Source organism: Paraburkholderia solitsugae (assembly GCF_013177695.1).
Taxonomy (GTDB): domain Bacteria; phylum Pseudomonadota; class Gammaproteobacteria; order Burkholderiales; family Burkholderiaceae; genus Paraburkholderia; species Paraburkholderia solitsugae.
In genome coordinates this window covers 112,822-127,864 of sequence record NZ_WOEY01000058.1, presented here as the reverse complement: position 1 = coordinate 127,864, position 15,043 = coordinate 112,822, and the positions used below count along the sequence as shown (strand labels likewise).

The following is a 15,043-nucleotide window of genomic DNA, read 5'->3' as shown; positions in this document are numbered from 1 at the left end:
TTGGCGGGCGTACGCGATCCAGATCCAATCGGCTTCGACACCGAAAGCGGCCACTGATACAGCCCTTTTTTCCACCCTGATTTGCAGGCCGCTTTACCCGGACTAGCGCGATGTCGCCAGCGTCCCGAAAAAAGCGGCCGCATAGTCGATAAATGCGCGCACCTTGGCAGGCAGCAGTGTCCGGTTGCTGTAAGCGAGTTGGATTTCGACGCTGTCGTCGATGAGCTGGAAATCGCTGAGTAGCCGGACGAGCTTTCCGGAAGCCAGCTCTTTGTCTACCAGGCTTTCGGCCACGAGACCGATTCCGAAACCCTGTAGCACCATTTCCCGGTTGAAAGCGGGGCTGTTCGACGAAATATCGGAACGACGCGGCACGCTCAGCTCTTCCTCGCCATGCCGGAAGCTGATCTCGAGGCGACGAATCGATGCCGACATCAGCACAAATTGATGATCGGCCAATTCCAATGGATGTCGCGGTATTGACGCGGTTTGCAGATACTCTGGCGTCGCGACGATGACAACCGGAATTCGCTCGAGCAGTCGGACAACGGTCGTCTCGCTCGTCACCATGTAGGGAACAACGATGCCAAGGTCGTACCCGTCAGCCACCAGGTCAACGGGCCGCTCCGTCAGTGTCACATCGAGCGCGACTTTCGGGTGGGCTCGCTTGAACCCGGCGATCAAGGGAACCAGCCGGCTTATCGTCGCCGTCGTATGAGCGACCAGACGCAAGACGCCACCCGCTTCCCGCGTCTGGTTGGCTACGTCCGCTTCGAGTGCCTCCAGATCGTCCAGGATGCGCACGCAGCCTTCGTAGAATCGCTCCGCGGCTTCGGTGAGTGAGAGCTGTCGAGTGGTTCGGTTCAACAGCCGGCATCCCATCCGCTCTTCCAGCCCCGCTATGGCCCGCGACACTGCCGGCCGGGTCAGTCCATGCATGTCCGCCGCTCGTGTGAAGCTCTTCAATTCGACCACAGACCGGAAAACGCGCAGGCTTTCGACATATTCCATGGCGAGATCTCTTCGCTGAACGGCAACATAGGGTGTCCGGCATGCCGGACCAGCGCCACCGGATAGTCGAGTCCTGGACCCCGTCTCCAACCGTATTTCCGAGGATAAGCCACTGTCGACCCGGCGATACGCAGCAGTCTAAACCAGTCGGGCGACCGCTACCGGGCCCGGAGGTCTGGTTGAGAGCGGCATGGACAAGAAAGCATTGAGGGGCGTGATACCTATTTGTTCGCTCGTCCCCCCTGTGCATGACAGACCCGATTCGCCCTACTGCCTAAGATGAGCGTGCTTCCCAGGATTGCGGCGGCGCACCCAACAGAAAAAAGGCCTGTCAACTATGGATACAGCTGAACCCGTCTTTGGCGACGGTGCGATCCGTCGCCCTTCGTTATATGGCTCGTTGCGCGAAAACACCTTCGCTGGCGTGCTGTCTTTCATGCGCCGCAAGTACACGCACGATCTGACTGGCGTGGACCTGGCGATCACCGGCATTCCGCTCGATATCGCCACGACGTTCCGCCCGGGCGCGCGACTGGGCCCCCGTGCGATGCGTGCCGCCAGTGCGCAACTTGGAACACTCCTGCCGTATCCATGGGGCGTCAATCCTTTCAACGACTATGCGGTCATCGACTACGGCGACTGCTGGCTCGACGTGCACAATCCGATGACGATCAAGCAAACGATCGTCGACCACGCCCGGACCATCCTTGCCTCCGGCTCGAAAATGCTCAGCTTCGGCGGGGATCACTATGTGACCTATCCGCTGCTCATCGCCCATGCCGAGAAGTATGGACGCCCTTTGTCGCTGATCCACTTCGACGCCCACTGCGATACCTGGCCCGACGACAAGCCTGACAGCTTGAACCATGGGTCGATGTTCTACAAAGCGGTGAAAGACGGGCTGATCGATCCAGTGCACTCGGTTCAGATCGGCATCCGCACGTGGAACGATGATTTCATGAACTTCAATATCCTCGATGCACCGTGGGTTCATGGGCACGGCGTATCTGCCACGATCGAACAGATCAAGTCGGTGGTCGGCACCCGGCCCGCCTATCTGACGTTCGACGTGGACTGCCTGGACCCGGCGTTCGCACCGGGCACGGGCACCCCGGTGCCTGGTGGATTGTCGACGGCGCAGGCACTCGCCATCATTCGCGCGTTGGGCAGCATCGATCTGATTGGTGCCGACGTCATGGAGGTGGCGCCAGCCTACGACCATGCCGACATCACGGCGCTGGCCGCCGCGCATATCGCCTCCGACCTGATTTGTCTGTTCCGCCAGCGTGCAAGGCAGAGCGCCTGACTGCCCTCTTCGCGCGTGAGCGCCATTGATGCGCTGTCAGGAGCAGGGCCGGGCTACTACCGAGTGAATCGCGCATGGCGAGCGCGTATCATCGGTCGGAGCGGCCCAGCACGCCATCGACGGATTGCCGGATCGACGTGTTATGGATCGCAGCCACCTCCTGTTTGCGATCATGATCCACCTCGCTCAACCGCCAAAGCAGGGATTCGCCATCGATCCCATCGCGTTCCAGGCGCTAGCGCCTGTCGTCGAGGGTGTTGGCACGCCCCGGTTCGTCACCGCACTGAGCCAGTTCGTCCGGCGCTTTGCGGATTTCGATTCGCTCCACGTCCTGCGGTTGATACCGACTGATTGCACGCCTCGTGGACACCGTGCCGAGTGGATCGGAAGTCACGTCGCCAACACAGAGCAAGCGCAGCAGCGGGACATCATGCGACTTTATCTGCGCCGTTTCGCCGGGCGTGATCCGGTCATGACCCGGGTGCCGCCGCCAGACGCCGTAGAAGTGATCCAGCGCTCGGCCGACAACACGACCGATCATGAATTGCGCGAGGCGATTTTTGAGCCCAGGCAGTTTCGTGAAGAGTGCGTGCTATTGCGCACCGTATTTGGCGCGCACTATTCGATTTCACTGAGCCGGTCGCGCCGCATGCCGTCGTTCTCGTTGAACGAAATGGCCCGCGTTCGCCTGCTCGGCGATGTCCTTTTGCCACTGGCCGCGCTTCATGCCCGGCAGTCCATCGATGCTGTGCAGCCATGTGACCACCCTGCCGGCGCCCCGGACCTTCTTGCGATCCGGCTCGACGAGTTTGGCGTCATGCTGTCAGAACGCGAGCGCGCCGTCTGTTCGGCTGTCGTGCGAGGCGACACGTACGCGGCCATCGGCCATGCGATGGGGATTACGAAATCCACTGCCGAGACCTACGTCAAGCGCGCGTTCGTCAAACTCGGCGTGAGCTCGCGCCGGGATCTGCTGGCCTGGTTACACGGGCCTGTCTGACGTTCCCGATGCATCCCCTTCTTCGAGACTCGCATCGGTGACGTTGCCGATCGGGGCGACGGTGCGAAGAAGCCCGAGTGTCTAACCCCGGGCTTCTTCCTGAAGGCACCCACGCCCCGAAGCGCGCTTTCGATTTCAGAACTTATGACGGATACCGATGCGAGCCATAAACTGCTTGCTACTCGACGAGGGGCCGGCAGCGTCCGGATTCGCGGCAAACTCAAGCCCGGTTCCGTCGACGCCCGAAGCGCTCGCCACCTTGACGTAAGCGCCCTGGGCATACACGTCGGTGCGCTTCGACAGGTTGTAGTCGGCCATCAGGCCGAACTGATGGTATTTGGGTTTGGCACTCCCACCCGATGTGCCGTCGTACGTGGCTTGCGTGTAGGTGTACATGCCGCCAACGTAGAACGCCGGCGTAAACTGGTACTTGGCGTTGACTTCGAAGTTATTGAACTTGAGCGATGAGGCTGCGCCGAGTGTCGGACTTGCAGCGAGGCTAGCGTACTGGGTCGCGCTCGGCTGTGACAGGTTCGTGTTCGTGTAGGCGAAGCCCAGCGTTGCTGATGCGATCGTGTAGCTGATACCCGCACCGAATACGCGTTGACGGTTCGCAGTCCAACTGCCGTCCGGGTTGCCATTCGGGCCGATTGCCACGGCGCCCGCCGTGCCATTGTTAGGACTGTCGACGTTCAGATAGGCGGCGGCAAGCGTCACCGGCCCATTGGCGTACTGAGCCCCCACGCTGAACGCACGGTTGAGCGCGAAGCCCGTCGAGTTGCTGAAGGCGTATGCGCCGCCGAACGAGAAGCCGCCGTAGTCGACGCTCGTGTACTTGACCGCGTTGTTGAGACGGAATGTGTTGTCGGTGTTGTCATTGTCATACGGGTGCGAAAACATCCCGCCCCCCCAGTTGCCGTTGGCTGTCAACGGCGCCAGATAGTCGACGAGGGAATCATATTGGCGACCGAAGGTAATCGTGCCGGCCGCCGCGCTGGACAGACCGACATAAGCCTGACGGCCGAACCCCAGACCCTCTTGAGCCAGCTTGCCACTGTTGACGTCGAAGCCGTTTTCCAGCTTGAAGACCGCCTTCAAGCCGCCCCCCAGGTCTTCCGCACCCTTCAAACCCCAGCGTGTGCCCTGCACATCGCCGCTTGAAAGCGCGTAGAGTTTATTGCCACCGACATTATTCGTATAGTCCAGCCCTTCATCGATAAGACCATATAAGGTCACACTGCTTTGTGCATGCGCCACACCGGCAAATGCGCTCAAAATACCCACTGCAAGAAGCGTCTTTTTCATATTATCTCCAAAGTTTTCCCAGATCCGCCCTGACATTTCGTATCGGGCAGATTTCATTTGTATTACTAATTATTTAAATTGAAATCAAAGCCGAACATGCTCCGCTGCGGGACGTCTTCGGCTCGCGCCGCCAACGTGCCCGCTCCTTACCTACCCTCCCGTTAGTAGCCGAACATCGACTTGATCTCGAGAAACTCCTCGAACCCGTAACGTCCCCATTCCCGCCCGTTCCCGGAACGCTTGTAACCCCCAAACGCGGCAGCAACGTCTGAGCGCGCACCATTGATATGGACCATGCCGGTACGCAGCCTGCGGGCGACGGCGCGAGCATGATCGACATCATTCGATGCCACGTAAGCTGACAGGCCGTACTCCGTGTCGTTAGCGATGCAGATCGCCTCCTCTTCCGACTCATAGGGGAGAATCGCCAGGACCGGTCCAAAAATCTCTTCGCGTGCAAGCCTCATATCGTTGCGCACGTCGGCGAACACGGTGGGACGCAGAAAGAAACCGCGTTTCATTCCCTCGGGTCGATCCAGCCCGCCGGCGACAAGCGTCGCGCCCTCCCCCATACCGGCCCTGATCAGCGTCTGTATGTGGTCGTACTGACGCCTGCTGACCACGGGTCCGATGACGGTATCCGGATCAAACGGATCGCCGGCCACGGTGGCTTCCGCTATGCCGGATGCGACTGCCACGGCTTCGGTGTGCCGTCCCGCGGGCACCAGCAAGCGGGTTGGGGCGTTGCACGACTGCCCGCTGTTGCGAAAGCAGGTTCGCGTGGTATAGCTCACGGCCTCGGCAAGATCCGCATCTTCGAGTACCAGGCTGGGCGACTTTCCACCCAGCTCCTGATGCACGCGCTTGACGGTATCGGCGGCCGATTTGGCGATCGCCACCCCCGCTCGCGTCGAGCCGGTAAACGACACCATGTCCACGTCCGGATGCTCGGCCAGCGCCTGCCCTACCGTGGGACCGTCACCGTTGACCAGGTTGAACACGCCGCGCGGCACGCCCGCCTCCTCAAGAATCTCCGCGAACAGCAGGGCAGACAACGGCGCCAACTCGCTAGGTTTGAGCACCATCGTGCAGCCAGCCGCGAGCGCCGGACCGACCTTGCAGGCGACCTGGTTCATCGGCCAGTTCCACGGCGTAATCAGCGCGCACACGCCGACCGGTTCCCGCGTCACGACGGTGCCGTTCACCGTTTCGTCGAAGGGGTAGCCCGCGAGGACCTCCTTCGCCCGTTTCAGATGCGAAAGCCCTACCGGCGCGTGCGCTTGCCGCGCCAGTTCGAGCGGCGCACCGATTTCGAGCGCAATGGTTCGTGCGATTTCGTCCTGGCGCCGTTCATAGATATCGATCACCGACTGGAGCAATGCAAGCCGCACTTCCCGCTTCGAATGCGCGTAATCCGCAAACGCGCGCCGGGCGGCAGCGACTGCCCGATCGACATCGACCGGCGAACCGAGTGCGATCTCCGCAATCGCTTTCTCAGTCGCCGGATTGATGACCGGCAGCCGTTGGCCGCCCCGAGAAGGCGCCACCCATTCGCCATCGATATAGAACTGCAAATGCCTGTTCATCTTTTCAACATCCTTGACGCTTTCCGTCCGGTTGGTTTCATGCAGCCATCAAACCTTGCTGGTTAGCCCACGCGTGCGTATCGTCAAGTGCCCTACCGATGCCGTCGAACATCTCGTCGAGTTCGGCGGGGGTAATGATCAGCGGCGGACACAGCGTCACGGTGTCATTCAATCCGCGCGTGATCACGCCATAGGCCAACGCACGCTTCGCCGCATAAGCGGCCACGCCGGCAACCGGTGCAAACAATTCCCGGCGCGCCTTGTTCTTCGACACCTCCAGACCGCCCAACAGACCGACGCCACGCGCCTCGCCGATCAACGGGTGGTCGCCAAGACGTTGCAGATGGGCATGGAAGACCGGAGCGAGTTCGCGCACGCGCTTGACGATATCGAGCTCTTCGTAGATCCGGATCGCTTCGAGCGCGACCGCCGCCGCCACCGGATGGCCGGTATAGGTATAGCCATGACCGAAGGTGCCCACCTTCCGGCTCTGCTCCACCAGAGCCTGATAGACCTTGTCGTTGATCATCAGGGCCGAAATCGGCTGGTACCCAGCGGACAGTTGTTTGGCGACGGTAATCATGTCGGGTTGCAGGCCGTAGGTCTGGCTGCCGAACATGTTGCCGGTGCGACCGAATGCGCAGATCACTTCATCGGCGATAAACAGCACGTCGTACTTCTTCAGCACCTTCTGCACTTTCTCGAAGTACGTGCGCGGCGGCACGATCACGCCGGCCGAGCCCATCACCGGTTCTGCAAAGAACGCGCCGACCTCATCCGGCCCCTCCTTCAGGATCAGTTGCTCAAGCGCGTCGGCGCAGCGCGTGGCGTAGTCTTCCTCGGTCTCGCCAGCCTCTGAGGAACGGTAATAGTGGGGGCAGTCCGCGTGCACGATGCGCTCGATCGGCAGGTCGAACTCGCGATGCGCATAAGGCAGACCCGTCAGACTCGCGGCGGCAACGGTGACGCCGTGATACGCCTTGCTGCGCGAAATGATCTTCTTCTTGCGCGGCTTGCCGATTGCGTTGTGGTAGTACCAGACGAGCTTGATCGCCGTATCGTTGGCCTCGGAACCGGAGTTCGCGAAGAACACCTTTGACATGGGCACCGGTGCGATCGAAATGAGTTTTTCGGCCAACTCAATGCCGACGTCCGTCGATTTCTGGCCAAACGCGTGATAAAACGGCAACTTGCGCATCTGGCGATCAGCGGCATCGGCGAGACGCCCTTCGCTGAAACCGAGCGACGCACAGAAGAGGCCGGCGAGGCTTTCCAGATAGCGGTTGCCCGCCTCGTCGTAGACATAGCAGCCTTCGCCTCGCGTGATGACAAGCGGCCCTTCCTGTTCGTGCACGGCGAGGTTCGTATAAGGATGCAGGTAGTACGCGACGTCGCGTGCCTGATTCGAATCGGGTTTAAATGTCATGTCTTGCTCCTGGGTTCCGGAAGTCATGTTTTCGCGCATGCGAGAGAATCGAGTTGGCGCTCATGGGTGGCCCACGTGCCGATGATCGCTTCGATCGAAGCCGCGACCGAGAACAATGCCGCTTCACCCCGCGGCCGCCCCACAATCTGGATGCCCACGGGCAAGCCGTCGCGCGTCATGCCACACGGAATCGCGATAACAGGAACGCCGAGCAACGTGAGTCCATAGGTGATCGAAAGCCAATCGATATACGTGTCGAAGTCGCGACCCGCTGCGCTCGTCACGTAGATCTGGTCGGCCGGAAAGGCCGGCACAATCGAAGCCGGACAGATGACGACGTCGTACTCGTCGAGTAAGGCGCTCATCTCGTGAAAGAGTGCGCCACGCGTGCGCCGCGCATCGGCGATCGAAGGGCCATCGAGCGACAGGCCATACTCGATGTTGCCGATCACGTTGGGATTCAGCAATTCGCGATGTTGTGCCAGCACCTCGGCATGGTTGGTGGCATAGGCCACCCCGCGCAGCACATGAAACGCACGCGCGCCACTCGACAGATCGATGCGCGGCTGCTCGACCCCGATACCTTCCGCCACGAGGCGGTCCATGGTAGCCGCGCAGATCGCACCGATCTCCGCTTCCGGCTCGGCGATGCCGAGCCCCGCGCTGTACGCAACGCGCGCCGGCTTGTGCGGGCGCAACGCATGGTCTAGAAAAGGCGTAACGGGTCGCGCCATTGACAGCGGTGTCCGGCTATCGATGCCGCACATCGCGTCCAGCAAAAGGGCTGTGTCCGCCACATTGCGCGCCATCGGCCCCTGAACGCCCAACGTGTCAAATGGATCGCGTGCCGGTCCGGAAGCCACGCGACCGGGCGTGGGCCGTAACCCCACGACGCCGCAAAATGCGGCCGGCGTGCGCAGCGAGCCCGCGAGATCCGAGCCGTGCGCGACCCAGGCCGTGCCCGAGGCAAGCGCCGCCGCTGCACCGCCGGACGACCCGCCCGCGGAGCGCGACAGATTCCACGGGTTGCGCGTCAGTCCCAGTACATCGTTGAATGTGTGGCCGCCTGCACCGAATTCCGGCGAATTGGATTTCGCGTAGATGATGGCGCCATTCGCTTCGAGTTGTGCGGGCGTGACGTCCGTTTCAGTCGGCACGAAATTCTCATACACCCGTGAGCCGTAGGTCGTGCGCACGCCTGCAACAGCCGACAGATCCTTGATCGGCACGGGCAGACCGCACAACACCCCGCGTTCGGCGACGGGCTTGCGCAGCAGCGCCTGAGCGTGCTCGTGGGCGCGTTCCCAGCATAGCGTCGGCAACGCATTGACATGCGGCTCGACGCGCGCCACCTGCTCGGCCAGGGTATCGAGCAGGTCGTGCGGGCTGACTGCCTCCTGGCGCAGCATGTCGACCACCTCGCAGGCGGATCGTTCGAGAAGAGTGGAATCGACACTCATAATTGATTACTTGCTCCATATATATCTCAGGGAACCGGATGCGCGTCCGGCCCCGCCCCTTCCGGACAGCAAGCACGTTGGTGCGCTCCGTGCGACAGTGCGCACGGAGCGGCGGACGTGCCTGGTTCGGGAAACGCTAGTGACTTACTTGAGGAGCGCGGTCCAGAGCCGGTCATGCAGGCGGATCGCGGCTTCCGAGCAGGCCTGCTTGAACACCAGCTTTTCGCCGGCCGGCGGACTCAGTTCGGGCGCGTGCTTCACATCGTCAGCGACGTAAGCGTCTGCGCCGTCGATCGCGTTCTGATATTTCAGGAAATTGGTATTCATGGCGGCGACCTTGGGGGTCAGCAGGAACGCAATAAATTTCTTCGCGTTGTCCAGATCAGGTGCCCCGTTGGGCACCACAACGTTATCGACCCAGGCGAGCGATCCCTCCTTCGGATACGCGTAGCGAATCGAGTGCTTGAGATCGGACGCGCGCTGCGCCGTGCCGCTCCAGACAGCCGACATGGAAATTTCACCGGAGACCAATGATTCGCGAATCGCACCCGCCTTTGAACTGTAGGTCTTCACAAAGGGCTTCTGCTGTTTGAGGACATCCAGCACTTTTTGCATCTGCTTCGGATCCTCGCTGCAGAACGGCACGTCGGCCTCGATCGCCGCGAGCGCGATGGCGTCGTCCGCTGACTCGAACATGTTGATCTTGCCGCGCAGCGGCGCCGGTGGATCGAACAACACCTTCATCGAGTTGATGTCGCCGTTGTATACGCTGGCGTCAACGGCGAAGTTCATCGTGCCCCACAGGTAGGGAACCGAATACTCGCCTTTCGGATCCCATTGCGGTTTGCGAAAGCGCGCGACGATATTGTTGTACCCAGGAATGCTGGCTGCGTCGATTTTTTCGATGAGTCCCTGACGGGCCAGCACCTGCACCATATTCTGCCCGGTCACGGCGATGTCATAACCGGCCCCACCCTGCTTGAGCTTCGCCAGCAGCGTCTCGTCCGAATCGTAGTTGTCGATATTGACCTTGATACCCGTCTCTTTCTCGAACTGGGTGATCAGATCGGGGGCGATATAGCCGGACCAGTTGTACAGGTTCAGGCTGCCTGCGGCATGGGCAACCATCGCCGGGGCAACGCAGGCGAGGACAACGCCGGTGCTGCTCAGGAATTTTTTCATCATGTCTCCGTTGGGTTTGCTGTATTGATGTGAAAACAGGTTAGGAACGCTTGCGACTGCCCTTGCCGATCATGTGCGAGGCCACCACCAGGGCAACCGAAACCGCGAGGATGATGGTTGAGGCGGCGTTCACGTCGGGTGTGACCCCCATGCGCATCAGGCTGAAGATAAAGATCGGCAAGGTAGTCGACCCCGCCTGCGCGACGAGCACGGAAATGATGAAGTTGTCGAGCGAGACGACGAAGGCCAGCATCAATCCGGACACAATGGCAGGCATCAGTAACGGCAACGTCACGTAGCGCAGCGTGGCCCACTCACGGGCATACAGGTCCATCGCCGCCTGTTCGTACCGGTTGTCCATCCCTTGAAGACGGGCGCGGATCGGCAGGTACGCGAACGGGATGCAGAACACCGTGTGCGCAATGATCAGATTGCCCAAACCGAGCGACAGGCCGATCGCACTGAAGAACCCCAACGTGGCGACACCGACCACGATCTCCGGAAGGACGAGCGGCAGCATGATGACGCGCTCGGCGGTGCCGGTGGTGCGTGTACGCTGCCGGCGTGCGATCGCGAGCGCGGCCATGGTCGCGAGTACCGTCGACAACGACGCCGACGTTAGCGCAATGACCACGCTGTTCTGCGCCGCATCGCGCAATCCGGCATTCTGCAAAGCCACCGCATACCATCTGAGGCTGAACTCCTTCCAGATCGTCGCGGAGGTACTGCCGTTGAACGACAGCACGATCAGCGCCACGATCGGTGCATACAGGTATAGATAGAATGCCGAGGTAATCGCGCCGAAACCGCTGAAATGATTGGCACGGAACACCGCAGGTCGACGGAGGATAGTCATTGCGGCCTCCTTGCTCGCGATGCACCGAGACTCGAGCGGATCAGGGAGATCAGCGCTGCCGCCGTGACAATGGCCACCAGCAGCACCACCGCAAACACCGAACCGAAAGGCCAGTCGCGGGCTTCGGTAAATTGCCGGTAGATGAGGTTGCCCAGCATCAGCTTCTTGCCCCCTCCCAACAGTTCGGGCGCAATCATGGCACCGAGGCACGGAATGAAGGTCAGCATGCAACCCGCCACGATGCCTGGTGCCGCAGCGGGTAACACCACGCGCAGCAGCGCCTGGGTTTTCGACGCGTAGAGATCATGCGCGGCCTCGATCAGGCGAATGTCCATCTTCTCGACACTCGAATAGATCGGCAGCACCATGAAGGGGGCATACGTATAGACGAGGCCGACGAGCACCGCGCTGTCGGTGTAGAGCAAAGGCAGCGGCTGGTGAATGATGCCGAGCGCCTGCAATACGCCGTTAATTACCCCTGTGTCGCGCAGCAGCAGGATCCACGCGTAAGTGCGCACCAGCAGATTGGTCCAGAACGGAATCGTGATCCACAGGATCAACCTGTTGCGCTTCGCAACGGGCTGCAAGGCGATATACACCGCGACCGGAAAGCCGACCAGCATGGTGATGAGCGTCGTCATCCCGGCTACCGATATCGAACGCCACGCGATCATCAGATACGCGTCGGTGAAGCTCAGGCTATCGTCGAGATTGCGTTCGAAGAGCAACTGGACGTAGGCATCCAGGCTGAATCGGTGCACCACGCCACCGTACCCATTTGCCTCCATGAACGAATAAGCCACGACCAGCAGCAGCGGCGCTACCAGAAATACCGCAATCATCAGCGGCGCCGGCAGCAGACTGGCGAGTTGCAAACGCCGTTCGCGGCGCTCCAGGGGGCCGGGCTCGGCCGCGAGCGGAATCGATTGAGGAAGGTCAGCTTGCATTTCAATCCTTCAGCAGGTTGACGGCGTTCGCAGCGACATCCAGCCAGACAGGCTCGCCGATTTGCGGACGGTTGGCGAGGCGCCCGGCGGTCATGTCGCGAACGACGATGCGCTGCCCGTTGCCCAGCCGGACGTGACAGGCGGTATCGGTGCCGAGATAGACCGTCGCCGCGATCTCGCCCTGGAGCCTGAGGCCGGTCGATCCCACGCCCGCACCGAACGCCATCCGCTCGGGCCGGATGGCCAACGTCACCGAATCGCCAACCGCGTAGCCATCGTGCTGTGCCAGCACGAAATCGCCGACCTCGGGCACCACGACCCGCACGAACGCGGCGCCCCGTTCCGTGATCCGCCCGGACAGCATGTTGTTCTCGCCGATGAAGTCCGCGACGAAGCGCGTGGCGGGCCGGTCATAGATGTCTTCAGGTGTGCCGATCTGCTGAATCAGACCTTCCGACATCACGGCGATGCGATCGCTCATCGCCAAGGCTTCTTCCTGATCGTGCGTGACGAACACGAACGTGATGCCGGTCTTTTCCTGCAAACTTTTCAGTTCGAGCCGCATGGCCTGGCGCAGCTTCAGGTCGAGCGCCGACAGCGGTTCGTCCAGCAGCAGCACACGCGGCTGCGGAGCGAGTGCCCGGGCCAGCGCGATACGTTGCTGCTGGCCGCCGGAGAGCTGGTTCGCGCGCCTGTCGGCGAACTTCTCCATCTTGACGAGCGCCAGCATCTCGGCCACCCGGCGCTTGATGTCGGCAGGGCTGCGCTTGAGCATGCGCAGGCCGAACGCGATGTTCTGCGCCACCGTTATGTTGGGAAACAGTGCGTAGTGCTGAAATACCGTGTTGATCGGACGGCGATACGGCGGCAACGCATGAACCGGCTCGCCGGCCAGCAGAATTTCGCCGGACGAAGGTTGCTCGAAGCCAGCCAGCAGTCGTAGCAAGGTCGTCTTGCCACAGCCCGATGGCCCGAGCAACGTGAAGAACTCGTTGTCGTTGATCGACACCGACACGCCTTTCAGTGCGTGGGCAGCGCCGGACGCGTCGCCCGGGTAGATCTTGTGAGCGGCGCGCACATCGATAATGGGCGTGCCGTGCATATTGGACGCGCTTGCCGCGCCGGCACCTAGCGCCGGGTGGCTGCTGGCCTGACTACCGGCCTGAGAAGCGCCGATGGTCCGCGCGGTTTGTCGCGCGGGCAGTTCGTTGACCCTGTTGATGGACGTCGACACTGTGTTGCTCCTTGGCTTTGCTGTGAACGCTTGACGTTTTACCGCAATGCGATTATCATTACTGTTATTCGATTGGCGCTATCATTGTTCGACCAAAAGTCGATGTCAATGACTTTTGGTCGTCCCTAGAGGAACCCCTAATGAGTGAAGACCATCGTTCCCGGATCGCAGCACTCGAGAAAGCGCTGACGGTGTTAGAGGCGTTTGGCCCTGCGGCGCCGGATCTGCGCATTGCCGAAATCGCGGCGCTGACGGGCATGAACCGCAGCAGCGCGCAACGTGTGACGCATACCCTTGTGCGCTGCGGGTACCTGCATCGCGACGAGGTGTCGTTGGCGCTGTCGTTGACGTACCGGAGCGCGTGCATCGCGCACACCTTCACCAGCACGAATCACCTGATCGATCTGGCCATGCCCGAGCTGGTCGATCTGAGCGCACGCACGCATCTGCGCGCGGACCTGTGGGTGATGCAGGGAGCGGACATCGTCAACATCGCGCGCGTGCCTTCCGCAGCCGATTCGCGCGCCATGGCGCCGATCGGCGAACGCTTACCGGCGCTCGCTTCCGCCCCCGGACGCGCGATGGTGTCGCGCCTGCCTGCCGAGGTCCTGGCTGAGCGGATCGCGGAGTTAGCGGAGGCTTCCGATCCGGTCCTGACGCCCGCTGAGCAGGCCGCTTGCGAACACGCGTTCACGGACGCAGCCGCGCGAGGGTATGTCCTCGAAGCGGGCAGCACCGTTAATGACGAAACGACGATCAGCGCCGCCGTGCTCGACGCGGATGGCGAGTGTCTTGCCGCCGTATCGGTATCCGGATGGCTTGGCGAAGTGAATGAGGACGATCTGGTCAGCCAGTTTGTGCAGCCCGTGCTGGCCACCGCGCGCGCGCTCTCCAACCTCAGGATCCAGACGTGGTCGCGCGCGGTATCGCGCCCGGCCGAAGGCAAGGACGCATTGGCGGCCCCCGAAGAAGACGAAGACGATCCGTTGTTCATCGCGTCAGTCGCGCGCGGTTTCCGGGTGTTCGAAGCGTTCACGCCCGCCAACTCGGTACCTACGCTGACCGCCCTGCACCGCTTGACCGGACTCCCTGTTGCGACCGTCCAGCGCATCGTCGACACGTTGATGGCGTGCGGCTACGTCGAGAAAGATGCGCGGCACAAGACCTTCCGGCTGACCGTGAAGACGCTCGACATGCTGTTCAACTTCCAGATGAGCAACCGCATCATCAAGACGATCTGGCCACGTCTGGTGCAGCTGCGTGACCACTGCGGGCTGCGCTGCTCGTTTTGCATACTGGCGGACAACGACATCGTTCACTTGCTGCACGTACAAAGCCATCCGCACGCCGACTACCACACTGCATTCGTCGGCCGACGGCTACAGGCACTCAGTACGTCGGGCGGCCTCGCGATTCTTTCAACGCTGGACGATGAGCGGCTCGACGCCGTCCTCGCGAGCAGCACGCCCAAGCCGGTCACGCCGTTCACGATTACCGACAAAGACACGCTGCAACGGGCCATCGTCGCCGCGCGCGAAAAGGGCTATGCGTTCACCGACCAGCAATCGATCATGTTCGAAGTCAACGTCGCCGCGCCTATCGTCGAAGCCGACGGTCAGGTGCTCGGCGCCATGGTGGTGTCCGCGCCGAAACGGGACTGGACGGTGGCGCGGCTGGAAGAGGAAATCGTGCCTCGCTTGCTGTCTTACACGCGTTCGATGTTTTCCTGA

At 61.6% G+C, this 15,043-nt stretch carries 12 protein-coding genes; 3 read left to right on the top strand and 9 right to left on the bottom strand.

Going from position 1 to position 15,043, the window contains the following annotated elements:
• Positions 1-102 precede the first annotated feature (102 nt).
• Positions 103-1,011 (bottom strand): LysR family transcriptional regulator, encoded by a 909-nt coding sequence (locus GNZ12_RS14600; RefSeq protein ID WP_172310983.1) that lies wholly within the window; start codon positions 1,009-1,011, stop codon positions 103-105.
• A 337-nt stretch (positions 1,012-1,348) separates the two neighbouring features.
• Between GNZ12_RS14600 and speB the strand changes: the two genes are divergently transcribed.
• The gene (gene speB, locus GNZ12_RS14595) at positions 1,349-2,317 is read left to right on the top strand and encodes an agmatinase (RefSeq protein WP_172310982.1); all 969 of its coding nucleotides are present in this window, start codon (positions 1,349-1,351) and stop codon (positions 2,315-2,317) included.
• Between the two features lie 142 nt (positions 2,318-2,459).
• On the top strand, positions 2,460-3,317 hold the full coding sequence (locus GNZ12_RS14590) for a helix-turn-helix transcriptional regulator (protein ID WP_172310981.1): 858 nt from the start codon (positions 2,460-2,462) through the stop codon (positions 3,315-3,317).
• 135 nt (positions 3,318-3,452) lie between these two features.
• Here the strand turns inward: GNZ12_RS14590 and GNZ12_RS14585 are convergent, their stop codons facing one another.
• The 8 genes from GNZ12_RS14585 to GNZ12_RS14550 form a co-directional block, all read right to left on the bottom strand.
• A complete protein-coding gene (locus GNZ12_RS14585) occupies positions 3,453-4,622 on the bottom strand; it encodes a porin (RefSeq protein ID WP_172310980.1) in 1,170 nt (389 codons plus the stop codon).
• Positions 4,623-4,783: 161 nt separating this feature from the next.
• Positions 4,784-6,208, bottom strand: coding sequence for an aldehyde dehydrogenase family protein (locus GNZ12_RS14580; RefSeq protein WP_172310979.1), 1,425 nt, complete (start codon positions 6,206-6,208; stop codon positions 4,784-4,786).
• A 37-nt stretch (positions 6,209-6,245) separates the two neighbouring features.
• Positions 6,246-7,634 (bottom strand): aspartate aminotransferase family protein, encoded by a 1,389-nt coding sequence (locus GNZ12_RS14575; RefSeq protein ID WP_172310978.1) that lies wholly within the window; start codon positions 7,632-7,634, stop codon positions 6,246-6,248.
• A 23-nt stretch (positions 7,635-7,657) separates the two neighbouring features.
• The gene (locus tag GNZ12_RS14570; RefSeq protein WP_172310977.1) at positions 7,658-9,094 is read right to left on the bottom strand and encodes an amidase; all 1,437 of its coding nucleotides are present in this window, start codon (positions 9,092-9,094) and stop codon (positions 7,658-7,660) included.
• A 144-nt stretch (positions 9,095-9,238) separates the two neighbouring features.
• Positions 9,239-10,276 carry an extracellular solute-binding protein gene (locus tag GNZ12_RS14565; RefSeq protein ID WP_172310976.1) on the bottom strand — a complete coding sequence of 346 codons (1,038 nt, stop codon included), beginning with the start codon at positions 10,274-10,276 and terminating at the stop codon, positions 9,239-9,241.
• Positions 10,277-10,316: 40 nt separating this feature from the next.
• Positions 10,317-11,132, bottom strand: a complete 816-nt coding sequence (locus tag GNZ12_RS14560; RefSeq protein ID WP_172310975.1) for an ABC transporter permease — start codon at positions 11,130-11,132, stop codon at positions 10,317-10,319.
• Positions 11,129-12,079, bottom strand: a complete 951-nt coding sequence (locus GNZ12_RS14555) for an ABC transporter permease (protein ID WP_172310974.1) — start codon at positions 12,077-12,079, stop codon at positions 11,129-11,131. Before GNZ12_RS14555 ends, GNZ12_RS14560 begins: the two co-directional genes overlap by 4 nt.
• A gap of 1 nt (position 12,080) precedes the next feature.
• A complete protein-coding gene (locus tag GNZ12_RS14550; RefSeq protein WP_216673208.1) occupies positions 12,081-13,313 on the bottom strand; it encodes an ABC transporter ATP-binding protein in 1,233 nt (410 codons plus the stop codon).
• A gap of 140 nt (positions 13,314-13,453) precedes the next feature.
• Between GNZ12_RS14550 and GNZ12_RS14545 the strand changes: the two genes are divergently transcribed.
• Positions 13,454-15,043 carry an IclR family transcriptional regulator gene (locus GNZ12_RS14545; protein WP_172310973.1) on the top strand — a complete coding sequence of 530 codons (1,590 nt, stop codon included), beginning with the start codon at positions 13,454-13,456 and terminating at the stop codon, positions 15,041-15,043.